Genomic DNA, 24079 nt, shown 5'->3' with positions numbered 1-24079 from the left:
TCTGTCACGGCACGGCTGTGCGTCGTTCTATCCGGCAGCAGCCCTCGTCGGATGGCTTGCCTCGAGATGTGCGACGACTTCTTCTACATGCATGACGTCGGCATACTTGTGATGGAGGTCGAACAGGTTCATCTTGTGGACGAGTTCATGCCTGTCATAAGTGCATTCTTCGACCAGGCTAACATGCAACCCGTTCGAATAGCCGTCGATGCAGCTTGCCCGCACGCAGCCGCTGGTGCTTTCGCCACAGACTATCAGGCTCTGTACGCCAAGAAGATTCAGGTGCGACAACAGCGGAGTCCCTTGGAAGATACTGGCACGCTGCTTGCGAATGATTACATCGCCTTGCTGTGGCGCGAAATCAGACCAGATCTCGAAGTCGTCCGGCAAACGCACTGCTGCGGTTGACGTCCTGCGACGCGTGGCGCCACCGCCCCGAAGACCAGCCATTGGGCGGTTGTCGGAGGTACAGTAGAAGATTGGCACGCCGGCCGTTCGCGCGGCGGCGATCAACCGTCTCGTCGGTTCGATCGCATTGTGGGCGTAGATCCCACAACTGCTGGGATACTGGTCCATCAGGCTCAAGGGCGGCACCGGTCCACCGCGATAGGCCAGGTTATAGAGATCGATCAGCACGAGCGCCGGGCGCGGCCCGACGTAGGTTTCACGTTGGTATGGGGCATAGAGCTGGATCAGGTCGGCGGGAATGATATCCGCCCATGCATGATCTTCGAAGCGGTCGGGTGACATGCTTGCTTTCCCTTGGCGGATCGTTGGAGTGGGATGCCTCGCCCACTGTCCCGGGCGAGGCTACAGTATCATTCGGCGGCAACGCGCGTGGCCATGCCCTTGCCGGACGGCAACTCGAACAGGCCGTCTTCCAGCGTGCCAAAGTAGTCCAGCACCTCGCCGCTCGGGCGCACGTTGGCGTATTTCGCGTGCATATCGCAAAGGTTGATCGCGTGACTGGCCTGGCTGCGGTCGAAGCATCCATCCTCCACCACCGTCAGCCGGAAGTTTTGAGAAAACGCGTCGAGAACCGTGGCGCGAACACATCCGGATGTCGTCGTACCGGTGACGATCAGGCTGTCACAACCAAGAAGCTGCAGGTAGGACTGAAGGGGGGTACCGGCGAACCCGGACGGCTTTTGCTTCCGCACCACAATGTCGCTTGGTCCTGGTGCAATTTCATCGACTATATCGTTTCCGTCACGATTGCTAACGTCGGTCACCGGCGTCTCTCCGCGGCGGCTCGATTTCCAGCTCCAGGAACCGGAATCCCAGTTATCGGCGCGTCGGGTGCCGGTGGTGTAGATCACCGGTATCCCCTTGGCCCGGCACACAGCAATCAATTGCTGAAGAACCGGGATGGCTTCCCAAGCGTCCTCCCCGCACGAAGTGCGCCATTTCTTGATGCTTTCGAGGATAGGCTTCGGCTCCTCGTCGCAGAATGCATAATTCACGTCGATGATGATGAGGGCGGGCCTTTTGCCCCAGTCGGCCATCGCCCCGAAGCCGGATGCGGCGAAAACCGCCTTGTCGCGCTCTGTGAGATACTTGTCCCATATACGTTCAGTCATGTCAGTCCTCCTTTGGACTAGGATTGCTCGCAGCATTCGCGACGCTGGTTCGCACCATGTGGCTGGCGTAAGCCGAAAAGCCGAACATGGTCGCAACCAGCACCGCACCGCCCGCGAGGAAGGCGGCGGTTAGTCCGACGAAGCTGCCAAGCAGGCCGAAGAGTGCCGGGCTGATCGTCTGGGAGAAGCGGTTGACGAGCAGGCGCAACCCCATCAGCTTGCCATGCTGGCTTTCGCCAACGGCATCGACCATGATCATCATGCTGACAGGCAGGTTGACGCCGGCTGCCGCACCAAGGGTGAAGATCAGCAGATAGGTCACTACCGCATTGGGTGCCGCAAGCGGCGTCAACACGACACAGATGGCGGCCAGCAGACCTGCGACGCTCAGGATACGCTCCAGTGAGAAGCGCCGCATCAGGGCCTTGATGACGAAGCGGCTGAGCATTCCGGCCATGCCCTGCCAGGACAGGATTGCGGCGATATGAAATGCCGAGTAACCGAATTGATCCAGGTAGACAGGCAGGAAACCGCTGTAGAGCGCCTGTATGTACATGATGACGAACGTGCCCACGAGCCCGAACTGCACTGGCCTATGCGACGTAAGATCCATCCCTTGCCGATAGCTGGTGGTAACGCCGCGGAAGGATAGGATCGAGCGGATCTCGCCAACCGCCGGAACCGGATGCGGATAAATGCGGCTGAGGCAGGCCAGCAGCAGCATGAAGACGGTGGTGGCGGCCGCCGCCGCCACGAATGTAAAGCGGTACCCATCCGCAGGAGCCTCGAAGGCGAAGGTGATTAGCCCGCCCAACAGCGGACCCAGCATGCTGCCCCCCGACATCCACATGGAATAGGTGGTGATGGCCTTGTTGCGGGTTTCCCGATCCCCGGTCGAGACCAGAACCTGAAGTGCGGTTGCCATGATGATGATGCAGGCCCCCATGAACAGCTGCGAGACGGTGAGCATGAGAACGCTGGTCGCGAAAACGGTGTTGAGCAGCGAGATCAGCAGCAATGCCGAGCCGATCTGCAGCATCTTCACAGACCCGATGCTGTCGATCAGTTGACCGGTTGGCATGGCGATGATGATGGGCAGCAGAGCCCGTGAGGTCACAATCAAACCGATGGCGAGTGTCGATGCCCCCATTTCCGATGCGTAAAGCGTGAAAAAGGGGGCTGCCATTCCGGTGATGGCGAAGAAAAGTCCACCGCCGAAGATACCGAAGCGCCGGAATGTATCAGCTTGCATAGTGGCACGCCGTTTCTCGTGTTTTGGAAAAGGGCTTCAGCACCATTTTATGGGTGCGGCAGTAATCCGTGGCCTCCGGGCAACGGGACGCAAAAGAACAACCGGTGGGCAGATTGAGCGGGCTCGGGAGCTCGCCCGAAAGCGGCTTCTGCGCCCGGGCTGCCTCGGCTTCCGGATCGGGTATCGGCACCGCGGTGATCAGAGCCTGTGTGTAAGGATGTGCCGGATTGTGAAAGACCTCGTCTGCGGGACCGTACTCCACGACCTCGCCGAGATACATGACGGCGATCTTGTCCGAGATATAGCTGACTGTCAGGAGGTCGTGAGAGATGAAGACGAAACTCACCCTCAGCTTCTGCTTGAGATCCATCAGCAGGTTTATGATCTGCGCGCGCACCGAGACATCGAGGGCTGATGTCGGTTCGTCGGCGACGACGACGGAAGGCTTGAGCGCCAACGCCCGCGCGATGGCGACGCGCTGGCGCTGCCCCCCGGACAATTGGCTCGGATAGCGATGCAGGTAGCTTTCATCGAGTCCCACCTGGGACAGCAACTCCCGCACCCGGCCCTGCCGTTCTGTCCTGGTGCCCCAGCCTGTCACCACCAAGGGTTCCTGTATGATGTTCGAGAGGGTCATCTTGGGATTGAAGGACGACGAAGGGTCCTGAAACACCATCTGCGCCATGCCGTCGATAAAGATCTCGCCGGATGTTGCGGGGTCGAGACCAAGCAGAAGACGGGCGACCGTGCTTTTCCCGCAGCCGGACTCGCCCACGATACCGAGGGCCTCGCCCTTGCTGATGCGCAACGAAATGCCGTTGACCGCACGTAGGACCGGAGGCTTCCGCCATGGCAAAGAGCTGCGGGAGACAAAGTGCTTGTGCAGATTGTTGATCTCCACCACCACCCTTGAGTCTCCCGGCTCTCCGGACGGTTCCATGGCCGGTATGAGTGCCTGCTCCACAAAACGATCCTGCCCCAGCCCATCGGGTAACCAGCAGGCGGCGGAATGACCTGGCTGACGCATATCCAATTCAGGCGCGGTCTCGAAACAATGCCGGTGAGCCCCGGCACACCGCTCCTTGAAAGCGCAGCCCAGCACCGCCTGCTTCATGTCGGGCGGGACCCCGGGGATTTGGACGAGGCGTCGACGCTCCTGCTGATGGGCAGGCGGGATCGTATCCAGGAGGCTCTGGGTATAGGGATGCAGGGGACGCGCGAAGATGTCCCGCACGGCGCCGAACTCCACTAGCTTGCCGGCATACATGACGCCGACCTTGTGGGCGAAGCGGGCAACCAGGCCAAGGTCATGGGTGATGAAGACCATGGCCGCGCCGGTTTCAGCGGTCAACTCCTTCAGCAGTTCGACGATCTGCGCCTGGATCGTCACGTCCAAGGCGGTCGTGGGCTCATCGGCGATGATCAGCCGCGGTCGGCAAGACAAGGCCATGGCGATCATTACGCGCTGCCGCATGCCACCCGACATTTCGAACGGATAGGATTCGATGCGGCGGGCGGCATCAGGAATGCCCACGCGGTCCAGCCAGTTGATCGCCTCCGCTCTCGCCTTGTCCTGGGGCAGCCCGAGATGACGCATGATCGGCGGAATCATCTGTTTGGAGATCCGCATCACCGGATCAAGGGACGACATGGGATCCTGGAATATGGTTCCGACCTCGCGACCGCGGATCTCGTTGAGCTGACGCTCGCTCAAGCGATTGAGATCGCGCCCGTCCAGGTTGATTTCCCCGGAAACGACCTTGCCGGGATAGGCAAGCAGGCGCAGCAACGACATTGCCATCGCGCTCTTTCCGGAGCCCGACTCTCCGACGATTGCCACGCGCTCGCCCTGACCGATCTGAAAGGAAACGCCGTTGACCGCCTTAACGGTGCCGGCATCTGTCAGGAAGTGCGCGTGCAAGTTGCGCACGTCAAGCAGCGAATTCCGAAGGGGACGCAGTTCGTTCATGGAGATTTATCCGGTGTGCTGTTGCGATGGTCACTTGCGCGAACGTGGATCGAGGACTTGCCGGATGCCGTCCGACAGGAAATGCAGGCTGATGGCGATCAGCAGGATGACCGTTCCCGGCAGAGTGGAAATCCACCAAGCCTGTTCGAGATAGGTCTGCCCGTCGCGGATCAGGTTGCCGAGCGAAGGTGCGGGCGGCATGATCCCCAGTCCCAGAAAACTGAGGCCTGCCTCGACGAGGATGGCATTCGCGGCAGCGATCGAGGCGGCGACAAGCAGGGGCGCAATGGTGTTTGGGATGATGTGTCGGGTCATCAACCACATCTGCGAGGCTCTCACGGTGCGCGCCGCATCAATATAGGCCCTGGACCGAAGACTGAGTACCAGCGACCGCTGCAAGCGGATGAAGCGTGGCACGTCCGACAACGAAATGGCCAGCACGACGGGAAGCATCCCCGTCCCCATCACCGAGACCAGGCCGATGGCAAGCAGCAGCGACGGGAAGGCAAGGAAGATGTCCGTGATGGTCATCATCAGCCGGTCGATAACGCCGCCGAAAAAGCCGGCAAGCGTTCCCATGACAAGACCGACGCAGAGCGACAGAAGCGCCACGGCGAAGCCCACGAACATCGAAATCTGGACACCGGCAAGCGTCCGGCTGAGAAGATCGCGCCCCATACGGTCGGTGCCGAACAGGTGATCGAGTGAGGGTGGTTTGGTCATTGCGCGAAGGTTGGTTTCCAGAGGACCCGGGATGGGGAGGAATGGCCGGAACACCGTCAGCAACAGGATCGGCACGAGGATCAGCAATGCCGCTTGTATCCTCCGATTGGACAGGAGCCGCATCAGGCCAGGCATGTCCGACACCTGCAGCTGGAAGGAGCGAAAGGCAGGCAGGGAAATCGAGATGTGAGCCATCGTTTTGTCTCCGGTCAGAACTGCACGCGGGGGTCGAACACGCGGTAGATCAGGTCGGTCGCGAAGTTGATCACGACAAAGATCATGGCGTAGAAGACGATGAGGGTTTGCACCATCTGGTAGTCGCGGCTGTTCATTCCGCCCACGAGCAGGTTGCCAATGCCCGGCAGGGTGAAGATGAACTCGACGATGACGGTGCCGTTCAACAGATTGCCGAAGCTGAGCCCGATCACGGTGACGATGGGCAATGCCGCGTTCTTCAGAGCATGGCGAAAGAGCACGTGCAGTTCCGACCAGCCCATGGAGCGGGCCGTGCGAACATAGTCCTCGTTCAGAACCTCCAGTACCGAGGTGCGGGTGATCCGAGCCAGGGTGGCGACTTGTGCCATGGACAGCACGAGAACTGGCAATGCGACACGGCGCAGGAGCGCAACTGGGTCATCGATGGAAACCGTACCGCTTGCCGGAAACCATCCGAGCGTCAGGGAAAAGATGAGAAGACAGACCAGTGACGTCCAGAAGGGCGGCATGAGGTCCAGCACCATGGCGATACCGGTGATGATATTGTCCAGCACCCGGTTGCCCTTGTGCGCCATATAGGCGGCAACTGTTCCCAGCGGGATTGAGATGAGGACCGTCAGAATGATGGTTCCGATGGCGATGGAAACGGTGATGGGCAGCGCCCCGACGATCAGCTCAATGATCGGCAGCTTGGTGGTGACCGTGCTGCCGAAATCAAGCACGGCGAGCCGAGCCAGGTAGCCGAGATACTGAACCAGGAGCGGATCGTTCAGCCCCATCTGGTTGCGCATCTGATCCAATGCGGCACCGGAGAGGCTGTCGCCGGCCATGGCTGAAATTGGATCCCCGGGGATCAGCCGCATGGTGAAGAAGACCAGGGTCACGACGCCAAGAACTGTGACCAGGAGTTGAACGAGGCGCTTGAAGCTGTAGGTCAGCATGGCCGGCAATCCCTTCAGGTTACTTGGTGACGTCCCAGAAGTTCACCTGGGCCAGGTAATTGATGTTGACGCCTTCAACATTGGTCTTGCTGGGCCAGAAGACGTTGCTCGATGTGGCGGGAATGTAGGGGAGATCCGCCATGACGATTTTCTGCGCCTTGGCATAGAGCTCCATGCGTCGCTCTGGATCAGCTTCGGCGCGCGCCGCCTCAATCGTCGTGGTCAGTTCCAGATTGTTGTACCGTGCGCCGTTGAGGCCCTTCGGCGCGATATTGACTGGATGCAGATAGCTGAACAGGATCATGTCCGGGTTGATGGCCGGCAGAAGGCGGCTGGCCGTCATGAACTCGCCCTTGTTGCGCCTCTGGTTGAAGGTCGGCGTATCGACCAACTCGAGCTCCATCTTGATGCCGACCTGGCTGAGGTAGTCGATCTCGAACTGCTGTTGCTCCGTCACGCCCTGCGCCGAGGTACCGAGAGTTTTCAGGGTGAAGCCATCAGGGTAACCCGCTTCGGCCAAAAGCTTCTTGGCCTTTTCCGGATCATAGGGGTAGGTGGGAGCATCCTTGGAGAAGACATCCATCCACGGCATCAGCATGGAGGTGGCCGCCCCCTGGAGCGATGGCGCAATCGCGGCCGTGATAGCAGGATAGTCGATTGCATGGGCGATCGCCTGGCGGACCCGAACGTCCTTGAGGATCGGATCGGAGAAGTTCATGACCTTCAGGGACGAAGCATAGTTGTCGACGTGGTTCATCTTGAAACCGGCGTCCTTGAGTATCTGAAGCTGTTCCTCCTTGCTCTGTCGCATCAGCAGATCGATCTCGCCGTTGCGCAGTGCAATCGCGGCGGTGGCATCATCCTTGATGATGTGGAAGTCCAGGGTAGCGATGGGGGCCGGGCCCTTGTAATAGCCATCATGTCGCTTCAGCACGATCCGCGAGCTGACGTCGATGGAGTCCAGGTAGTACGGACCGGTGCCAACCGGCTTCCAGCGAACCTGGTCACCTGCGGCTTCGATGGCCTCTTTCTTGACGATCTGGCCCTGGTGGTAATTTGCCACCGTATGCAGGAAGCCTCCGTTCGGGGCCTTGAGCCGTATGACGACAGTGTAGGGGTCAGGCGCATCCATTGTTTCGATGCCGGTCAACTCCGAGACGTAGGGCGATGCCGTGGCCGGATCGAGAATGCGCTTGTAGCTATAGAGCACATCGGCCGCGGTGAACTCGCCGTAACCCTTCTGCCATTGAACACCCTTGCGCAGCCGAAAGGTCCAGGTGAGGTTGTCCTTGGTTTCCCAGGACTCGGCGAGGTCCGGAACGATCTTGCCTGTCTTGCCGTCATAGGTCGTCAGACCACTGAAGATGTTGAAGGCAATATTTTCGTTTTCGATGCGGAAGATATTGGCGGGGTCGAAGCCGGCCGGATCATCGTAGAAGCGCACGACGAGGGTCTTGTCTTCTGCCGCGCTCGACGGTGTGGCGAGCGATAGTGTGGCAAGTGCCATGGCACTGGCGATAAGAGCGGCGGACAGCCATGATGGACTGAGGAATTTCATCTCTGTCTCCCTGCGGTGCGCGGCATCTGTCTTGGGAAAAGGCCGCGCCAAACGGTGGAAATGGATGGCCTGCGCGACTTGACGCGCAGGCACGAAGCAGAGGTCAGCTGGCCTTCAGCATCGGCGTCTTTTCGGCCAAGCCGGCCAAGTATTGCTTCGCCATGTCCAGATTGACCACATCGGCATATTTGTGGTGCATGTCGTAGAGGTTGATGTAGTGCGAGGCTTCGGTGCGGTCGAAGACACACTCCTTGACAACGCCCATGCGGAAGCGTGCCGTGGCGCCATCAACGACGGAGGCCCGTACGCAGCCCGAGGTAGTTTCACCGCACACGATCAGCGTATCGATACCGAGACTTTGTAGCTGGAAGGCCAGGGGCGTGCCTTGGAATGCGGAGGGTGCAGCCTTCTCGATCACGAGTTCCCCGGCAATCGGCTTCACCTCGTCGACGATCTGCTGGCCCTTCTCTATCATTTCCTCCGGCATGGTGGGCTTCGGGCGGTTGCGACGGCCCCAGGAATTCACGCCCGAATGCAGGCCTTTGACGTGGATCACCGGGATACCGGCAGCCCGCGCCACCGCGAGAAGCTCGGCGGTCTTGTCCACCGCTTCCCAACCTTCGAGACCGGTCGATCCGCGCCAGGTCTTCATGGACTCGAAAATGTCTTCACGCTTCAACCCAAGCACAGAGTAGTAGATATCGATCAGAAGCAGTGCCGGCTTTTCGCCGAAGCCATTCAGTTCCTTCTTTCCCCAGAGCTCAGAATGCTTCTTGTCACGCTCCGACAGGTAAGGCTCCCATCCGTATTTCATGATCCAACTCCTTTTGGTTTTCGTCGAGGCACAGCCGTAATGCGTCGGCGCGAGCATCGAACCTCGGGAGGTTGCTCCAAAATGCTGCAGTGCGCAGCAAGTCTGCCTAAATTTGCATCACGCAGATATTATGCTAATAATTTTAGCACGAAATGGTCAAACGACTATTCACACCGGTTTGCATAAGGCGTACTAATGGATCATGCATGTGCCCCAACTCCACCTTCTGCGCTCTTTCTCCGAGGCGGCGCGCCTGGGCAGCTTTTCGCAGGCTGCCGAGATCTTGAACGTGACGCAGTCGGCGGTCAGCCAGCAGATTCGCCAGTTGGAGCAGCAGGTTGGCACACCGCTGTTCCAGCGGGTGGGCCGACAGGTGTCATTGACGGATTTCGGTCGGGTATATCTGGAGTTAGTGCGAGGGCCGATAGCAGCGCTGGAGGAAGGCCACACCGCCCTCAGAGCGATGACCGGACGCAATTCCGTCGTACTGAGATTGTCCCGGTCGTTCGCGCTCAACTGGCTCATGCCGCGCATGCCGGAACTAGCGCGTCGACATCCCGATATCTCCGTTACCTCTCTTTATCTCAATCCGGGGGACTCCTTGGATGCCAATATCAGTGATGCCGTGGTACTCTCCAGCACCCGACAAAGTGAACTTTCGGATTTCATCATTGAACCGCTGTTCGTGACGGCGCTGTGCCCTGTGGCGGCGCCAGAGTTCGGTCCGGTGGACATCGAAAGATTGTCGAGCTATCCGATCATCCACACCCTACGACGTTACAACGACTGGAAGGTCTGGTGTGAAGCGGCGGGAATTCCTCCCGTTCCGCTGGACCACGGCTGGTCCTTCGAAAGTTCCAGTATGTCCTACGCTGCAGCAGAGCATGGCCTGGGAATCGTCATGGCGGAAATCGAATTGGTGGCCGAAGCCATTGCACAAGGCCGACTTCGACCGGTCTCGCCAATTGTCGTTGGCTCAGAGCATCATTTTCACATAGCTTACACACGCAGTCGCTTTGGTCGCCCAGCCATTCAGAAGTTTCGAGCTTGGCTGTCAGAGCACACACGCTCTCTCGACCAGAAGGCAGGTGGATGCACGGAAGTTCATCGGCAATGCAGGCTCGGAATTATTTGAGACCAAGCCGTTTGCGAAGGTCGGCGTTTTCGATGCGAAGCTTCTCGGAAAGAAGCTTTCTCAGCCGGCGGTTTTCTTCCTCGATCGCAATGAACTCAGCCCATTCTTCGTCATCCGCGGTTGCAGGCCTGATCGGTTTTGCGACGGCTGGTTGCGAGGCGGCTTTCTTCCATTCGTAATATCTCTGGTCGGAGCTTCCAGCGGTCTTGACCGCATCCTTCAGCGTCGCGCCATCAGAAACCTGCGCCTCTATCTGGTCGGTCTTCTGCTTTTTTCTTCAGCGCTCAGTCCGCGGCTCTTCGACTTTGCCGCCGCGGGGGCCTTCTCAGCGCCAGTCTTTTCGCGCGTGAAGTCCTTTTCGGAGCGGTCGTTGCTTCAGCTTCAGCGGTTGGCGTTACATCCTGCGCCGATCTCTGCGAGCTGGGCTACGGGGCTTGCCATACGACCGAACTGCCAGGATCTTTTGCGCCCTGGCAACAGCTCTGGACGATTTCAAGTTCACGCCCGCTGGCACGAAGACGAAGCGTCTGGCACTACATTGATATCGACATGCCAAACCTGATCCGGTCGGTTCTTGCGCCCTCGACCAGACCGAAGGCGATTGCATTTCCGCAGCCCTGAAGCGCGAGATCCTGGTGCTGTCCGACGACCATGCGGGCAAGAGCGCGCGGGCCGATGCCTTGAAGTTTGTCGTCCATCTTATCGGCGATATCCACCAGCCGCTGCATTACTCGGAGCGCGACGGCGGCGGCAACGGCCTTGCCGTCACCTTCCAGGGAAAAGGTCCCGACGGCAAAATACGCAATGCCGATGTCAGTTTCTACCAGTTGCGGGACGAGACGCTGATCGGAGCCCATAGTTTCAGCTGGGACGCCTATACTGTGAATCAACGTCGAAGGCCGACCTCTATTATAGCCACCGTAAAGCCTTGATTTACTGCAAGAAGTGGAGATCGTGCGGGGTCGCGATCGGCGCCGACGATGACCTCACCCTTGTTGCTATTTTGCAGGCAAAATCAGGCGCTTATTACATTTTCGTACGGGGTCAGCCTTCAGTGCTGTTTCACAGATTAATTATGGGAAACGCACCAGATCATTGTAGGCTGCCGCAAAGACAAGGGCGCATCCCGCACGCAATAGCTTTGATGCAGAAATCGGCGCCTATCACTACAAAAGCGCATTGCACTGTCATCCTTATAGCCTCATTTGAGTCCTTGGATCGAAGAGATTGACACTCGCGGGATCGACCGCAAAAGTAACCGGCTCTCCCCTTTTCCCAGCAAACCGCGGCCCCACACGGGCAATAATCGTTTGCCCCCCGATTATTGTCGTCAGCATCGTATCCGGCCCGGTAGGTTCGACGACGTCGATGATGCCTTCGAAGGCACCGGTCTCATGGCCTTCCACCACCTTGAGTTCCTCCGGGCGCAGCCCCAGGGTCACGTCACCCTCGCTCAACTCAGCGAAGTCACTTCCCAGATCCAGGCTCACGCCCCCTGCCAGGAATTTCCAACCAGAACCGCTCTTCACGAGACGGCCCTCAAGAAAATTCATGGCCGGAGACCCGATGAAACTGGCCACAAACATATTTGCAGGGCGCTCATAGATCGTCTGGGGATCGGCAAATTGTTGAATATTGCCGCCCTTCATGACGGCGACCTTGGTTGCGAGTGTCATCGCCTCGATCTGATCATGCGTTACGTAGACAATACTCGTGCCCAGCCGCTCATGGAGCCGCTTGATCTCGGTCCTCATCTCCACCCTGAGCTTCGCGTCGAGGTTCGACAACGGTTCGTCGAACAGGAACAGGTCCGGGTCACGGACGATGGCGCGTCCCATGGCCACCCGCTGTCGCTGGCCGCCGGAAAGGTTTGCCGGTTTGCGGTCAAGGAGATGCGTAACCTGCAGCATATCCGCAGCCCGAGCCACCGCCTCGCGACGCTTATCGACAGCAACACCGCGCATTTCCAAGCCGAAGCCGATATTACGCTCCACCGACATTGTCGGATACAGCGCATAGGACTGGAAGACCATCGCGATGTTGCGGTCCTTGGGCGGGAGAGCCGACACCGAGCGGCCGCCGATAGAAATGTCGCCGCTGGAGGAATCATCAAGGCCGGCGATGATGTTGAGCAATGTCGACTTGCCACAGCCCGACGGGCCGAGCAGCACTAGGAAACCGCCATCCTCCAGCTCGATGTCTATGCCATGGAGAACGTTGTGTGCACCGTAGGACTTGCGGACCTTCTTGAGGGAAAGCGTAGCCATGCAATATAGTCTCCTTTAACCTTTGACAGCGCCCGCAGTCAGACCCTGGACCATCGCCCGCTGAACGATCGCAAAGAGAAGCATGACCGGTAGAATGCTGAGAATTCCGCCAGCTGCCAGGACGCCCCAGGGGAGTTGAAACTCTCCAACCATCAACTGGAGCCCGACTGGCCAGGTGCGAGAGCCCTGCCCCGTTGTCAGCATCAGGGCAAAAATGAACTCGTTCCACGCCGCGATGGCGATGAAGACGGAACTTGCAACAAGACCGTTTCTCGCCAGCGGCAAAACTATGCGAACCATGGCGCCGAAACGCGTCGAACCATCAATACGGGCAGCACTTTCCAGTTCCTTGGGGGCAGCATCGAAGAAGCCCTTGAGCATCCATACGAACAGCGGCAGCAGGAAGCTGGTATAGGCGAGTGCCAGGCCGAACCGGCTGTCCACCAGCCCGACGGTCCGCATCATCACATAGAGCGGAATGATCATCATCACCGCGGGAAACATCCGGATGAGCAGGTAGCCAAGCATGAGGCTGTTGCGGCCGCGGAAGACCATGCGCGCAAAGGCGTAGGCGGCCAATGTGCCGGTAGCAACGCAAATCGCCACTGTGATCGTGGTAACAATCAGACTGTTGGTGATCAAAACGGGAAAGTTCGACTGGGTCCAGATCGCGACATAATTCTCGAATGTGACATGCCGCGGGATATACTGCATCTGCGAGGTGACGATGTCGGCCTCGGGCTTCAGTGACGTCAGAAACATCCATGCCATCGGGCCAATGCAGAAAATCCCGAGGCTGCAAAGTGCGATGTAGGTCAGGATATCGGCTGCCAGGCGCCTGCTGCGTTTAGACTTGAACATGGCGGGTTATTCTTTCGTAATGCGAGACAGGCGAATGTAGATCGTGGCAAAGATCATCAGAATGAGGAACATCACCACCGATAGCGCGCCTGCGTAGCCGAAATTGAAATCGCGGTACGCGGTCTGGAAAGCGTAAAGCGACAAGACCTGCGTGGCGTTTCCGGGGCCGCCTCCAGTCAGAACCAGGAGGAGATCAGGAGAATTGACAAGGCTGATGACGCGAAGGATGACCGCAGCCGTGATCACGGCCCTTAGCATCGGAACTGTGATCAGTCTGAACTTGGTGAAGGAGCCTGCTCCATCGACGGCGGCAGCCTTGTATAGATCTTCAGGAATGCCTTTCAGTCCGGCGAGAAACAGTAGCGCGAAGAACGGGAAGCCGTGCCATGCTTCCACCAGTATCGTTGCCGCAAGAGCGGTGGCCGGGTCTGCGAACCACGCCTTGTATGAGTTCAGAATGCCGATACGGACGAGAATGTCGTTGATCACGCCGAGACGCGGGTCGAGAAGCAAAGCCCACATATGCCCAGCGACGACATTCGGCAGGAAATACGGCAGCAGGATCAGCACGCCGAAGATCTTTGTGCCTGGCAGATTCCGGTTGAGAGCCACGGCTGCAATGAATCCCAGAGTCATCTCGATTGCGACGGCTGCACTCACCCATATCGCGGTGTTCTTCAACGAAATCCAGAACACCCGGTCCGACATCATCGCGGCATAATGTTTCATCCCTACCCAGCCGTTGAGGCCTGGCCTGGTCAGGCGCATCTCTCGGGCGCTGATGACAAAGCCGTAGATCGTCGGATAGGCAACAACAAGCAGCAGGAGAAGAAGGCTCGGCAGCAGAAGAAAATAGACCCAAAAACGGGTCTCGGAGACCTCGCCAAGGCGGCTGAAAGGCTTGCGGCGTGTGGTTGCTGTCATTCAAACCTCGGCGATATCGCCGTCCCCGGCTGGAGGCGCGACACCACAAGGGGAGCATCGCGCCTGAGAGAGTTAGCGAAGCGCTGCTTCGAGGCCTTCGATCATCCGATCCACAGCCTGTTCCGGCGTCAACTGGCCGGTCAGAACCGATTGGAATGTCGGATTGACGACGTTTTCCGACCAACCGGCTGCGCCCACAAAGCTGTTTGGAAGCCGCCCGAACTCCAGCGTTTCTGTTGCCGCGCTATAGATAGGGTTCGATGTGATGCGTTCGTCCTTCAGCGCCGCAGTCGACGCAGGGAAATAGCCCGTCGCCTCAAGAAGAGCGATTGCCGCATCGGTCTCACCCCAGAAACTGATCCACTTCCACGCAGCCTCGACATTGTCGTCCTTGAAGATGCCATTGCCGGCATAAGCTACTCGGGCGATATGTGCCTCGGGTCCTGCAGGCATAGGCGCGGTGGAGAACTGCTCACCGGGCTTCAGCGCAGCAGAGATTTCGATGAGCGAGCCGGTATGATGCCAGATCATGGCAGTCTGGCCGGTCCGGAAGCCCTCCATGATCTGCCGGTAGCTATCGTTCGGAGCGCTGGGCGGAACAACCTTCTCCTTGCGGAACAGGTCGGCGTAGAAGGTGATGGCCTCGATGGCTGCCGGCTTGTCGATCGCTGCCTGGCCGTCCTTGACGATCGGCGAGCCGAAAGCTTCCATGACGTCGAGGACGTACTTGAATGCACCAGCGCCGCCACGCATCCCGAAAGCATATCGATTTTTGGACGGGTCCGTCAGCTTGCGGCAGGCGACGAGGAACTCTTCGAATGTCGCGGGTGGGGCGGAGAGCCCGGCTTCCTCGAAATAGTCCTTGCGGTAATACATCCAGTCGACGAAGGCATAGGCCGGGACTGCGTAGACGGCGCCATCCTGAGACATGCCGGCCCAGCGCCCCTCGGGTAGATTGGCCTTGCCGGGCCAATTGTTGACGCGATCGCTAAGGTCGATGAGCGCACCCATTGCGGTCAGATCCGCAAATCGCTCGGCAATCACCATTCCGGTATCGGGCCGACCTCCGGCAACCACGGCCGACGAAACCTTCGCCATGTATTCCGAATTTGGAATGCTCTCCTGCGTCACGGAAATATCGGGATTCGCGGCTGCAAAAAGCTGGATGATCTTTGCCAGCCCTGCCATCTCCGACTGACTGGCGAAATGATGCCAGTAATTAATCGCGGTGGCCGCGTTGGCGTTTCGCAAGCCCGCTGCGAGCGTCAATACGGCGCTTGCCGCCAGGAATTCACGTTTGCTCAGATGCATTGCAACCTCTCAAGATATCAGATATCTTCTCTGATCGATCAGTGTGAGGTAACATCATTTTCCGCTCGCGGCAATATCCCATCCCGCCGTGCGCCAAATTTACCGAGATGCTCAAACCAGGCCGAGGTTCCGCTGCATGGCCGCCTGGAAATGCGCCTGCAAGGCTTTCTCGGCTGCATCCGCGTTTCTTGTGCTGCAGGCTTCGAGAATGTCGAGGTGTTCCTTTAGGGTACGGACAAGAATGGGCGCAGTGACCTTCCGCTCCAACCTGAGAAGCCTCAGGTAGTTGTGCATTCGCCGATAAGCGCTGTCGATAAGGGGGTTGCGCAAGGCCTGAATGATATGGCCGTGCAGATCCAGCTCGAGCGAATCCATCTCCAGCAATTGTTCCGGCCCAATTCCGTCACGCTCTACGCGACGTAAAAGGCGAGAATGCCGGACTTCAAGGGAATTCATCACCTGCTCATCTGCTTCCTCCGCAAATACACGAACTGCCGCACGCTCGACGATCGAACGGAACTGGTAGGTGGAGCGGGTCAATTCCAACCCCGGCCGGACGAATTGAATGCCGGAACGTGGATGAATGGTCAGGATGCCTTCTGCCTCCAGCACCCGCAAAGCATCCCGAAGCGGCGCTACGGGAACGTCGACGATGGCCGAAAGCTCGTTCTGCGAGATGAATGCGCCGACCGGAACCTTCCGCTCAAACAGGCTTTCCAGGATACGTTCGTAAGCGACGTCGCTGAGACGGGGCATGCCGATATCGGCAGCCTCGGATTTTAAATTGCGGGGCTCTTGTAGTTTCTTCATGGCTACGATATCTATCCCTTCTGATAGATCAATTCAACTATTTAAGCGATCAATGAGCTCCGGATGCCCATCTCTACATTTCGTATAACGCGTTTTCAGTTCGCCCGCGACCGCGTAATCGGCGATAGCCAGGTCCGCGCCGACGATGTCAACGTCGCAGCTCTGGAGCTGATTTCCGAAAGTGGGGAGGTGGGGCTCGGGTTCATTCAGACACTTTTCCACCCCCTGCCCGACCAGGATGAGATCGAAGCCGTGTTCAGCAACGAGGTCTGGCCGACGATCAAGGGGGAAAGAGCGATTGGGCTCGTGCACCGGGTGAACAGGCCGCGCGGCGGTAATCAGCGCGCTTACTCCCTGCCATTCCACGAGGCGCTGCAGGTGGCTCTTTGGGACTTGGCCGCCAAACAGGCAGACATGCCCCTGCACCGACTTCTTGGGAGCCGGCGCGACCGGGTTCGCGCCTATGCAAGCGGCCTTGACTTCCATCTGAGCGATGACGCGTTTTGCGCCCTGTTCGCGCATGCTGCCAGCATGGGCTATTCAACCTTCAAGATTAAGGTTGGCCATCCCGATTTTTCCCGTGACCTTCGCCGCCTCGATCTTCTGAAGAAGGTTGTGCCGGACGGGTCGCAGGTGATGATTGACCCCAACGAAGCATGGAACTCCAAGGAAGCGCTTGTCAAACTGACGGCGATCCGGGATGCGGGTCACGATCTGCTGTGGGTCGAGGATCCGATCTTGCGGCACGATTTCGAGGGACTGCGCACGCTGCGCCACACCGTCAACTGGACCCAGATCAACAGCGGCGAATATCTCGACCTCTCCGGAAAACGTGTTCTGATGGACAATTTCGGCACGGATATCCTCAACGTTCACGGACAGGTTACCGACGTCATGCGCATCGGTTGGCTGGCTGCCGAACTGGGCATTCCGGTTAGTCTGGGGAACACCTTCCTGGAGATCGGCGTGCACATGGCAGCGGCAATGCCGGAAGTCGAATGGCTGGAGTATTCGTTCCAGAATTTCGATCATCTCGTAGAGACACCGATCGAAATTCGCGACGGTTACGCCTATGCGCCCAACCGCCCCGGTCACGGTCTCGTGCTTTCAGAAGAGGCGAGGCGTCAGTGGGCGCGGCCCAAGCGCCTTGAACGATCGCAACTCGGGTCCGCGCCGAAGAATGATCGACTGCCTCTCCTGCCCTGAACATCATCTCGCAGGAAGTGTCACAACTTTGGGGCGGCGGGGCCGGGCCGTGAACAATGCGGCGGATCCCCGCAGCATGGGAGATAACATGACTGGCAGACTTGAAGGAAAGACGGCTGTCGTCACGGCCGCCGGACAGGGGATGGGGCGTGCCGCGGCACTCGCCTTCGTGCGGGAAGGCGCCCGTGTATGGGCAACCGATATGGATCCGCAAAATCTTGAGACGCTCGGCGGCCATGATGGCATCACGACGCGCAGGCTCGATGTGCTGAGCCCAGCGCAAATCAATGAATTTTCCGGGCAAATCGAAGCTCCGGACGTCCTCTTCAACTGCGCGGGCTTCGTCCATAACGGCGCTATTCTCGACTGCGACGAGGAGGCTTTCGACTTCTCCGTCAATTTGAATATCCGTGCCATGTACCGGATGATCAGGGCTTTTCTGCCCGGCATGATCGAACGCGGCGGCGGGTCTATCGTCAACATGGCGTCGGTTGCCTCAACCGTCATCGCCGCTCCGAACCGGTTTATCTACGGAACGACAAAAGCGGCGGTCATCGGCCTGACGAAATCGGTAGCGCTTGACTATGTCGGCAAGGGCATCCGCGCCAACGCAATATGCCCCGGCACGATCGAAAGTCCGTCGTTGCAAGATCGCATGCGTGCGCTTGGCGATTACGATCAGGCACGCGCGAGCTTCGTCGCCCGCCAACCCATGGGACGACTCGGCACGCCCGAAGAAGTCGCTGAACTCGTGGTTTATCTTGCCAGCGATGAATCTGCCTTCATGACCGGCAACGCCATCGTCATCGACGGCGGCTGGGCAAACGCCTGAAGACAATCCCAAGACAAGTGGACAATCGACATGAAGCTTTTGAGATACGGCCAGCGCGGCTCCGAAAAACCGGGCATCCTCGACAGGAATGGCAAGGTGCGGGATCTGAGCGGTCAAATCGACGACATCGCCGGCAACAACCTGACGGCGGCGGGTCTGGCGAAGATCGCGGCGATCGACGTCGAGAGCCTGCCGCTCGTCGCCGAACCCGGCCGTCTGGGGCCCTGTGTTTCGCGCACAGGCAAGTTCATCTGCGTCGGCCTGAACTATGCCGACCATGCTGCCGAAACGGGCGCTGCAATCCCTGAAGAGCCGATCCTGTTCATCAAGGCAACCAGTGCCATCACAGGTCCGAATGACGGTATCATCATTCCGCGAAAGTCGAGGAAGACGGACTGGGAAGTCGAACTCGGCATCGTGATTGGCGACGAAGCCCGCTACGTTTCGGAAGCCAACGCCATGCAACATGTTGCGGGTTATTGTCTGATCAACGATGTGTCGGAGCGCGAATTCCAGGCCGAACACGGGGGCCAGTGGACCAAGGGCAAATCGGCCGACAGCTTTGGGCCGATCGGACCCTGGATGGTCACGCGCGACGAGATCACCGATCCCCAGAACCTGAAGATGTGGCTTTCGGTCGATGGCGTGATGCGCCAGAACGGTTCCACCACAACGATGATCTTCGGCGTCGCCTTTCTCGTCCACTACATCTCGCAATTCATGAGCCTGCAACCGGGCGACATCATCTCCACGGGCACACCTCCCGGCGTCGGCCTCGGAATGAAACCGCCACTGTTCTTAAGTGCCGGCCAGACAATTAGACTCGGCATCGAAGGTCTGGGCGAACAGACGCAGTTCACCGTTGACGCAGCCTGAAAGCCTGTCGGGCTTCGGCGGCCAGATAGCTAAAAGGTGTCAAGAATTTGAGGCGGATATGAGCGACGCAATCAACATTTTCTATGGGCGGGGGCATCTGCCTCCCGAAAATCATTTGGTAAACCACCATGAATTCGATCGAGCGTGCCGCCAACGCTATCGCCACCATCCTCATCCGGGAAGGCATCGGCTATCTGCAGAGCAAGACGGTCATCAAACGCACCCGTGCGCAGGCTGGATTGTTCGCGCCGCCAGAAAAGCGAACCTCGATCGTCAGCCGGTTGATCGAGGAGGAACTGCCCTTCATCGACCATGCCTTTGCTGCCGGCGGGACGACGGGCCTGTTGCGGAGTTCATTCGCGCTCTCGATCCCAGAAAGAAGCTTCGCACACAGCGGACAGAACGCACTGAGGGAAACGGTCCCGGCACACCGAAGACAAAGGTACGACAGACCCCACTCGAGATCGACGATGCGAGGATCGACCATCGGTCGTCCAGATTTGCCCGAACACTTTCCCTCCCTTTAAAATTTTCGCACAGCCCTCTAGTGTTGGCCGCGCAAACGCTTTAGCGTCTGGGCCTCTCCTGACTTTTCCTCACTATTTCGGAGGCGACCGATGGCCGATCCTTCTCTCTTCGCCCGCTTTGTGGCCTTTGTCGGCCGAGGCGCTATTGCCATTCGTCATTCGGGTGATGGCCCGAGGCAACCTGTTTATGGCACGACGCCAGTCATTCCGGTGGCCAAACCGCAGGGTAAGATACCGACGTTGAAGATGCCGACGGCCAAGGGCTGGGAGGGCGAGCACAAACCGACAACGGCCGCCGGGCTTAAGGTCAATGCTTTTGCGCGGGGGCTGGTGCATCCACGCAATGTGCATGTGCTGCCCAACGGCGATGTGCTGGTGGCGGAATCCATGGGCGAACGTGGAAATCCGCGCACTTTGTTCGACCATGCCATGTCAGCCACGATGCGGCGGGCCGGCGCTTCCGGCGACAGCCCCAACCGCGTAACGCTGCTGCGTGATACCGACGGCGACGGAGTGGCCGAAGAACGTTACGCCTACATCGAGAACGTGCGGCAGCCTTTCGGCATCGCCCTTGTCGGGGAGACGCTTTTTGTCGGCACCAGCGACGCGCTTTTGGCCTATCCCTATGAGGCAGGCGCGACGAGAATCAGCAAGCCGGCCAAAAAACTGATGGATCTGGTGCCTGGCGGACATTGGACGCGTAATCTGATTGCCAGCAAGGATGGCACCAAGCTTTACGTGGCTGTCGGGTCACTGAGCAATATCGGCGACGCAGGCATGGCCGCGGAAGAAAACCGCGCCTGCATTCACGAATACGACCTGAAATCGGGGCAATCCCGGATTTTTGCCAGTGGCTTGCGCAATCCTGTGGGCATGGCTTGGGAACCCGAGAGTGGAATGCTTTGGACGGTTGTCAATGAGCGTGACGGGCTTGGCGATGAGACGCCGCCCGACTATCTGACGTCGGTACGCGATGGCGGGTTTTATGGCTGGCCCTATTGCTACTGGAACCGGGTGGTGGATGATCGTGTGCCGCAGGACGACGCCAAGGTGGCCTCTGCGCTGCAGCCGGATTATGCCTTGGGCGGCCACACGGCATCACTCGGCCTTTGCTGGCTGCCCGAAGGGACGCTGCCGGGCTTTCCTGCGGGCATGGCCATCGGTCAGCACGGGTCGTGGAACCGCTCCAAGCTCTCGGGCTATAAGCTGGCGTTCGTCGCTTTCGAGAAAGGCAAACCTGTGGGACTGCCGCGCGAAATTCTCACTGATTTCCTGTCGGCGGACGAGAACTATTCCTATGGCCGACCGGTCGGGGTGGCGCTGGCGGCTGACGGCGCCGTATTGATGGCAGACGATGTGGGCGACGTCATCTGGCGTGTCACCGGCGCCTGAAAACGGGACGCCCCGATGTTTCCGTGGAATGGCGGCTGTTGAGCTGGCAGACCGATAAAGCTGCCGGGCGCCACGGATTCTTCGACACCGTCGAATTCCTCTCACGAATTGCTGCTAAGCACGTCGCGGCTGTGCATCAGCCGGAAGAGGCGGCTGTTAGCTTCATGGCCGACCGCATCCCACATTATGAATTCCGCACCTTCTTTCGTGCGACTAATCTCGTCATCGTAGGCTCAGCGAGCCCTGGCAATCAGCGAGCGAAATTGCTCCATCACCTCTGGGTTTGCCGGACTGTAGACCATCATGTTGAGGTCGGACCGGCCTTCGACCGCGAAGGTCGAGAACTCCAACTCGATCACTCCAAGAACAGGGTGGTGAAGGCGCTTGATGCCTTCGCGCGTGCCTGTGATCTCGTTGTCGGCCCACATCGCCCTGAATTCCGGGCTGCCAGCGGAGAGTTCATCGACCAACTGGCGGATTTCCACCCCTGCGCCGGCACGCGCGGCATCGGCCCGGAATGCGCCAACGACGTAACGGGCGATGTTGCGCCAATCGTCCTGCGCAGCACGTACGCGTTCGTCGGAGAACATCATGCGAAGGATGTTGCGCCGCTCCTTCGGCAGCTTGGCGTAGTCCGTCAGAATTACGGTCGCAGCCTTGTTCCACGCCACCACATCCCATGTCGCCGTCCTGATGATGGCAGGACTGAAGGGCATGGCGTCCAGCACGTGTTGCAGCCGCGGCGTGATGCTTTCTCGCTGGTGGTAACGCGGCTCCGGAGGATGGCCGAAGGCGAGAATATGCAGATGATCACGCTCGGGCTCGGTCAGCATCAGTCCCTTTGCAATGCGATCGAGCACATGGGCGGACGGTGACCCGCCCCGCCCCTGCTCCAGCCAAGTATACCAGGTCGAGCTTATATTGGCGCGCTGGGCGACTTCTTCGCGGCGCAGGCCTGGCGTACGCCGGCGTCCGGCGGGGAAGCCGAATGTAGCTGGATCGAGGCGCATGCGCCGGTCGCGCAGGAATGTGCCAAGAGCATTTTCGGATGTGTTCTCGCTCATGCGATCCTATTGATTATTATACTAGGATAAAGTCACTACTTTAACAGGACAATTTTTCATGAGATCGCCTGATACGTCAATGCAGGAGATTCCCATGCGTGTTTTTCTAACAGGTGCCACCGGGTTCATAGGATCCCGTATCCTTCGCGAACTCGCGGCCTCAGGCCATGAGGTGATCGGCCTCACCCGTTCCGGCCTTGGAGCGAAAGAACTGATGAGTGCCGGCGCATCCGCTTATCTCGGGACATTGGAAGATCCTCCGGCCCTGGCGAAAGGAGCCGAGAATGCCGACGCCGTCATTCATACGGCGTTCGACCATGACTTTACGAATTTCGTGGCCAATTGCGAAAAGGATCGCCGCGTCATTGCCGCGCTCGGGGTCGTCCTGAAGGGATCGGACCGGCCGCTGCTCATCACTTCGGGCGTCGGCATCGGCGACCCGGGCAATGGCGAACCCGCACGCGAGGATGTGTTCGACGATCATCATGTCAATCCACGCATAGCCTCGGAACTGGCTGGCCAGGAACAGCTCGAAGCCGGCGTCAACCTGGGCGTCGTTCGGCTTCCGCAGGTGCACGACACTGTCAAACAAGGTCTGATCTCGCCCTATATCGAAATGGCGCGCGAGAAGGGCGTCGTCGCCTATGTCGACCATGGCGCCAACCGCTGGGCCGCAGGTCACGTGAGCGATGTGGCAAAGCTTTACGTTCTGGCACTCCTTCGCGGCGAACCTGGCGCCCGCTACAATGCGGTAGCGGAAGAAGGGGTTGCCGTGTGCGATATCGCCAATGTCGTCGCCACCGGGCTCGGGCTGTCCACTGTCTCGCTTGCGAAAGAAGAGGCGGAAGCCCATTTCGGCTGGTTCGCCATGTTCGCTTCGGCGGACATCACGGCTTCGAGCACACTGACGCGGAAGAAGCTGGGTTGGGCGCCGGAGGGGCCCGGCTTGCTCGACGACCTGAGAGACATGAACTATTCGGCGACGTAGGTCTGAGCCTCACATCTCGCCCTGCAAAAAGGCAGCTCCGCCGGGATACTATCGGCACCTCGAATGGCATCCTCGATCCATTCTTCGAGTTTCGCCGAAGTTCGGCCATGAAATATTCCGCGAAATCGCATGGAGAAGCTGCGCAAAACAGCAAACGTCTGTGATTCCTTTTTGAGGGCATCTACTTCCGTGCTTGATTGATGGTCAGCGCGCCGCGCGACTTGATGCAGAGAGTAGTGGCGACAACCGGTGAGATCCAATGACCGGTTTACGGATCACGCACAGGCGCATTGTCATATGTTCTGTCGGCGAGTCCGATCCGAGCCGGCGCCGTATCATCCTTATCCTTATCTGTTTCCGGCCTCTCGGCGCGGCGCCAGGTTGCCAGGTTGCCAGGAGGCGTTCAAGATTGGAAAAGCTGCCGGTGTATCCGCGGTGCTTGATGTCATGAAACAGATGCCGCCCACGACGGTTGCCGTCCTTCCAACACTGGGTGAGAAAGGCTTCGAAGTATAGAGGAGATGTCGGCTGTAGCGCACCCCTGCGTCGGTCGGGTGGGGTTTCGAACGTCAGCCATTTTGCGATGCTGCGGCGGCCATATCCCGTGCGACGCGCAATTCCCGAGCAGGTCAGGCCTTCTTTGCTCAAGGCGTGTACCATCTCGAACACCTCCTTCCGGGACTATCGATGTGCCCGGCGCCAAGGCGTTTCAGGGGGCTCGCAACCGACGATTCCTGCGATTGTTTGAATGCGAAATGCCGAAGCCGCCTGACTGCCGAAACTCAGCAGCCAGACGGCCGCACGCCCCCCGCCATTCACCGAGGATGTTGTCA

Annotated in this window: 22 protein-coding genes and 2 pseudogenes; 7 read left to right on the top strand and 17 right to left on the bottom strand. The window is 59.0% G+C overall.

All coding sequences use genetic code 11. The annotated features are described in order from the left end of the window. Nucleotides 1–27: 27 nt before the first annotated feature. The 8 genes from QEO92_RS29450 to QEO92_RS29415 all read right to left on the bottom strand — a co-directional run bounded on the left by QEO92_RS29450 (nt 28) and on the right by QEO92_RS29415 (nt 9053). Nucleotides 28–750, bottom strand: a complete 723-nt coding sequence (locus tag QEO92_RS29450) for an isochorismatase family protein (protein WP_227705650.1) — start codon at nt 748–750, stop codon at nt 28–30. Nucleotides 751–818: 68 nt separating this feature from the next. Continuing rightward, nucleotides 819–1580 (bottom strand): cysteine hydrolase family protein, encoded by a 762-nt coding sequence (locus tag QEO92_RS29445; protein WP_227705649.1) that lies wholly within the window; start codon nt 1578–1580, stop codon nt 819–821. Between the two features lies 1 nt (nt 1581). Beyond that, nucleotides 1582–2832 (bottom strand): MFS transporter, encoded by a 1251-nt coding sequence (locus QEO92_RS29440; protein WP_227705648.1) that lies wholly within the window; start codon nt 2830–2832, stop codon nt 1582–1584. After that, nucleotides 2822–4801, bottom strand: a complete 1980-nt coding sequence (locus tag QEO92_RS29435; protein WP_227705647.1) for an ABC transporter ATP-binding protein — start codon at nt 4799–4801, stop codon at nt 2822–2824. The genes QEO92_RS29440 and QEO92_RS29435 overlap by 11 nt, the downstream gene beginning before the upstream one ends. 30 nt (nt 4802–4831) lie before the next feature. After that, nucleotides 4832–5719 (bottom strand): ABC transporter permease, encoded by an 888-nt coding sequence (locus QEO92_RS29430; protein ID WP_227705646.1) that lies wholly within the window; start codon nt 5717–5719, stop codon nt 4832–4834. Between the two features lie 14 nt (nt 5720–5733). Beyond that, nucleotides 5734–6681 carry an ABC transporter permease gene (locus QEO92_RS29425; RefSeq protein ID WP_227705645.1) on the bottom strand — a complete coding sequence of 316 codons (948 nt, stop codon included), beginning with the start codon at nt 6679–6681 and terminating at the stop codon, nt 5734–5736. 19 nt (nt 6682–6700) lie between these two features. Then, the gene (locus QEO92_RS29420) at nt 6701–8239 is read right to left on the bottom strand and encodes an ABC transporter substrate-binding protein (protein WP_227705644.1); all 1539 of its coding nucleotides are present in this window, start codon (nt 8237–8239) and stop codon (nt 6701–6703) included. A gap of 103 nt (nt 8240–8342) precedes the next feature. Then, nucleotides 8343–9053, bottom strand: a complete 711-nt coding sequence (locus QEO92_RS29415) for an isochorismatase family protein (RefSeq protein WP_227705643.1) — start codon at nt 9051–9053, stop codon at nt 8343–8345. 202 nt (nt 9054–9255) lie between these two features. On the opposite strand from QEO92_RS29415, the gene QEO92_RS29410 reads away from it, so the two are divergent. Then, nucleotides 9256–10188, top strand: a complete 933-nt coding sequence (locus QEO92_RS29410) for a LysR substrate-binding domain-containing protein (protein ID WP_227705642.1) — start codon at nt 9256–9258, stop codon at nt 10186–10188. On the opposite strand, the gene QEO92_RS29405 is transcribed toward QEO92_RS29410, so the two are convergent. Next, on the bottom strand, nt 10181–10411 hold the full coding sequence (locus QEO92_RS29405; RefSeq protein ID WP_320443066.1) for a hypothetical protein: 231 nt from the start codon (nt 10409–10411) through the stop codon (nt 10181–10183). The genes QEO92_RS29410 and QEO92_RS29405 overlap by 8 nt on opposite strands. Nucleotides 10412–10781: 370 nt before the next feature. On the opposite strand from QEO92_RS29405, the pseudogene QEO92_RS29400 reads away from it, so the two are divergent. Next, a pseudogene (locus tag QEO92_RS29400) lies at nt 10782–11120 on the top strand (S1/P1 nuclease); the annotation flags it as partial. A gap of 261 nt (nt 11121–11381) precedes the next feature. On the opposite strand, the gene QEO92_RS29395 reads toward QEO92_RS29400, so the two are convergent. The 5 genes from QEO92_RS29395 to QEO92_RS29375 all read right to left on the bottom strand — a co-directional run bounded on the left by QEO92_RS29395 (nt 11382) and on the right by QEO92_RS29375 (nt 16361). Then, nucleotides 11382–12455, bottom strand: coding sequence for an ABC transporter ATP-binding protein (locus QEO92_RS29395; RefSeq protein ID WP_227705641.1), 1074 nt, complete (start codon nt 12453–12455; stop codon nt 11382–11384). A 15-nt stretch (nt 12456–12470) separates the two neighbouring features. Beyond that, on the bottom strand, nt 12471–13316 hold the full coding sequence (locus tag QEO92_RS29390) for a carbohydrate ABC transporter permease (protein ID WP_227705640.1): 846 nt from the start codon (nt 13314–13316) through the stop codon (nt 12471–12473). Nucleotides 13317–13322: 6 nt separating this feature from the next. Then, nucleotides 13323–14240: a carbohydrate ABC transporter permease gene (locus QEO92_RS29385; protein ID WP_227705639.1), complete on the bottom strand. Its 918-nt coding sequence runs from the start codon at nt 14238–14240 to the stop codon at nt 13323–13325. A gap of 72 nt (nt 14241–14312) precedes the next feature. Next, on the bottom strand, nt 14313–15551 hold the full coding sequence (locus QEO92_RS29380; protein WP_227705638.1) for an ABC transporter substrate-binding protein: 1239 nt from the start codon (nt 15549–15551) through the stop codon (nt 14313–14315). A gap of 111 nt (nt 15552–15662) precedes the next feature. Beyond that, on the bottom strand, nt 15663–16361 hold the full coding sequence (locus tag QEO92_RS29375; protein ID WP_227705637.1) for a GntR family transcriptional regulator: 699 nt from the start codon (nt 16359–16361) through the stop codon (nt 15663–15665). Between the two features lie 63 nt (nt 16362–16424). Between QEO92_RS29375 and QEO92_RS29370 the strand changes: the two genes are divergently transcribed. The 3 genes from QEO92_RS29370 to QEO92_RS29360 all read left to right on the top strand — a co-directional run bounded on the left by QEO92_RS29370 (nt 16425) and on the right by QEO92_RS29360 (nt 19275). Beyond that, a complete protein-coding gene (locus QEO92_RS29370) occupies nt 16425–17567 on the top strand; it encodes a mandelate racemase/muconate lactonizing enzyme family protein (protein WP_227705636.1) in 1143 nt (380 codons plus the stop codon). A gap of 88 nt (nt 17568–17655) precedes the next feature. After that, the gene (locus QEO92_RS29365; protein WP_227705635.1) at nt 17656–18399 is read left to right on the top strand and encodes an SDR family oxidoreductase; all 744 of its coding nucleotides are present in this window, start codon (nt 17656–17658) and stop codon (nt 18397–18399) included. A gap of 30 nt (nt 18400–18429) precedes the next feature. Next, a complete protein-coding gene (locus QEO92_RS29360; protein ID WP_227705634.1) occupies nt 18430–19275 on the top strand; it encodes a fumarylacetoacetate hydrolase family protein in 846 nt (281 codons plus the stop codon). A 71-nt stretch (nt 19276–19346) separates the two neighbouring features. On the opposite strand, the gene QEO92_RS29355 is transcribed toward QEO92_RS29360, so the two are convergent. Then, nucleotides 19347–19589, bottom strand: coding sequence for a hypothetical protein (locus tag QEO92_RS29355; protein WP_280107538.1), 243 nt, complete (start codon nt 19587–19589; stop codon nt 19347–19349). Between the two features lie 303 nt (nt 19590–19892). On the opposite strand from QEO92_RS29355, the gene QEO92_RS29350 reads away from it, so the two are divergent. Continuing rightward, nucleotides 19893–21194, top strand: a complete 1302-nt coding sequence (locus tag QEO92_RS29350; RefSeq protein WP_227705632.1) for a PQQ-dependent sugar dehydrogenase — start codon at nt 19893–19895, stop codon at nt 21192–21194. A gap of 233 nt (nt 21195–21427) precedes the next feature. On the opposite strand, the gene QEO92_RS29345 is transcribed toward QEO92_RS29350, so the two are convergent. Further along, nucleotides 21428–22258, bottom strand: a complete 831-nt coding sequence (locus tag QEO92_RS29345) for a helix-turn-helix transcriptional regulator (RefSeq protein ID WP_227705631.1) — start codon at nt 22256–22258, stop codon at nt 21428–21430. 94 nt (nt 22259–22352) lie between these two features. Here QEO92_RS29345 and QEO92_RS29340 point away from each other — a divergent pair, with 94 nt between their 5' ends. Beyond that, on the top strand, nt 22353–23246 hold the full coding sequence (locus tag QEO92_RS29340) for an SDR family oxidoreductase (RefSeq protein ID WP_227705630.1): 894 nt from the start codon (nt 22353–22355) through the stop codon (nt 23244–23246). A 62-nt stretch (nt 23247–23308) separates the two neighbouring features. Here QEO92_RS29340 and QEO92_RS29335 read toward each other — a convergent pair. Continuing rightward, a pseudogene (locus tag QEO92_RS29335) lies at nt 23309–23927 on the bottom strand (IS21 family transposase); the annotation flags it as partial. Nucleotides 23928–24079 lie beyond the last annotated feature (152 nt).

Origin of the sequence: Neorhizobium petrolearium (genome assembly GCF_029854435.1) — a bacterium.
Taxonomy (GTDB): Bacteria; Pseudomonadota; Alphaproteobacteria; order Rhizobiales; family Rhizobiaceae; genus Neorhizobium; species Neorhizobium petrolearium.
Note: the sequence above shows the minus strand (reverse complement) of the source record. Positions and strands in the feature narration are given on the sequence as shown.

Coding starts and splice junctions, on each gene's coding strand:
- QEO92_RS29360 (WP_227705634.1), top strand. CDS start 18,430: ATGAAGCTTTTGAGATACGGCCAGCGCGGCTCCGAAAAACCGGGCATC.
- QEO92_RS29395 (WP_227705641.1), bottom strand. CDS start 12,455: ATGGCTACGCTTTCCCTCAAGAAGGTCCGCAAGTCCTACGGTGCACAC.
- QEO92_RS29425 (WP_227705645.1), bottom strand. CDS start 6,681: ATGCTGACCTACAGCTTCAAGCGCCTCGTTCAACTCCTGGTCACAGTT.
- QEO92_RS29435 (WP_227705647.1), bottom strand. CDS start 4,801: ATGAACGAACTGCGTCCCCTTCGGAATTCGCTGCTTGACGTGCGCAAC.
- QEO92_RS29385 (WP_227705639.1), bottom strand. CDS start 14,240: ATGACAGCAACCACACGCCGCAAGCCTTTCAGCCGCCTTGGCGAGGTC.
- QEO92_RS29410 (WP_227705642.1), top strand. CDS start 9,256: ATGCATGTGCCCCAACTCCACCTTCTGCGCTCTTTCTCCGAGGCGGCG.
- QEO92_RS29365 (WP_227705635.1), top strand. CDS start 17,656: ATGACTGGCAGACTTGAAGGAAAGACGGCTGTCGTCACGGCCGCCGGA.
- QEO92_RS29450 (WP_227705650.1), bottom strand. CDS start 750: ATGTCACCCGACCGCTTCGAAGATCATGCATGGGCGGATATCATTCCC.
- QEO92_RS29430 (WP_227705646.1), bottom strand. CDS start 5,719: ATGGCTCACATCTCGATTTCCCTGCCTGCCTTTCGCTCCTTCCAGCTG.
- QEO92_RS29375 (WP_227705637.1), bottom strand. CDS start 16,361: ATGAAGAAACTACAAGAGCCCCGCAATTTAAAATCCGAGGCTGCCGAT.
- QEO92_RS29370 (WP_227705636.1), top strand. CDS start 16,425: ATGCCCATCTCTACATTTCGTATAACGCGTTTTCAGTTCGCCCGCGAC.
- QEO92_RS29350 (WP_227705632.1), top strand. CDS start 19,893: ATGGCCGATCCTTCTCTCTTCGCCCGCTTTGTGGCCTTTGTCGGCCGA.
- QEO92_RS29420 (WP_227705644.1), bottom strand. CDS start 8,239: ATGAAATTCCTCAGTCCATCATGGCTGTCCGCCGCTCTTATCGCCAGT.
- QEO92_RS29390 (WP_227705640.1), bottom strand. CDS start 13,316: ATGTTCAAGTCTAAACGCAGCAGGCGCCTGGCAGCCGATATCCTGACC.
- QEO92_RS29380 (WP_227705638.1), bottom strand. CDS start 15,551: ATGCATCTGAGCAAACGTGAATTCCTGGCGGCAAGCGCCGTATTGACG.
- QEO92_RS29345 (WP_227705631.1), bottom strand. CDS start 22,258: ATGAGCGAGAACACATCCGAAAATGCTCTTGGCACATTCCTGCGCGAC.
- QEO92_RS29440 (WP_227705648.1), bottom strand. CDS start 2,832: ATGCAAGCTGATACATTCCGGCGCTTCGGTATCTTCGGCGGTGGACTT.
- QEO92_RS29355 (WP_280107538.1), bottom strand. CDS start 19,589: ATGGTCGATGAAGGGCAGTTCCTCCTCGATCAACCGGCTGACGATCGA.
- QEO92_RS29340 (WP_227705630.1), top strand. CDS start 22,353: ATGCGTGTTTTTCTAACAGGTGCCACCGGGTTCATAGGATCCCGTATC.
- QEO92_RS29415 (WP_227705643.1), bottom strand. CDS start 9,053: ATGAAATACGGATGGGAGCCTTACCTGTCGGAGCGTGACAAGAAGCAT.
- QEO92_RS29445 (WP_227705649.1), bottom strand. CDS start 1,580: ATGACTGAACGTATATGGGACAAGTATCTCACAGAGCGCGACAAGGCG.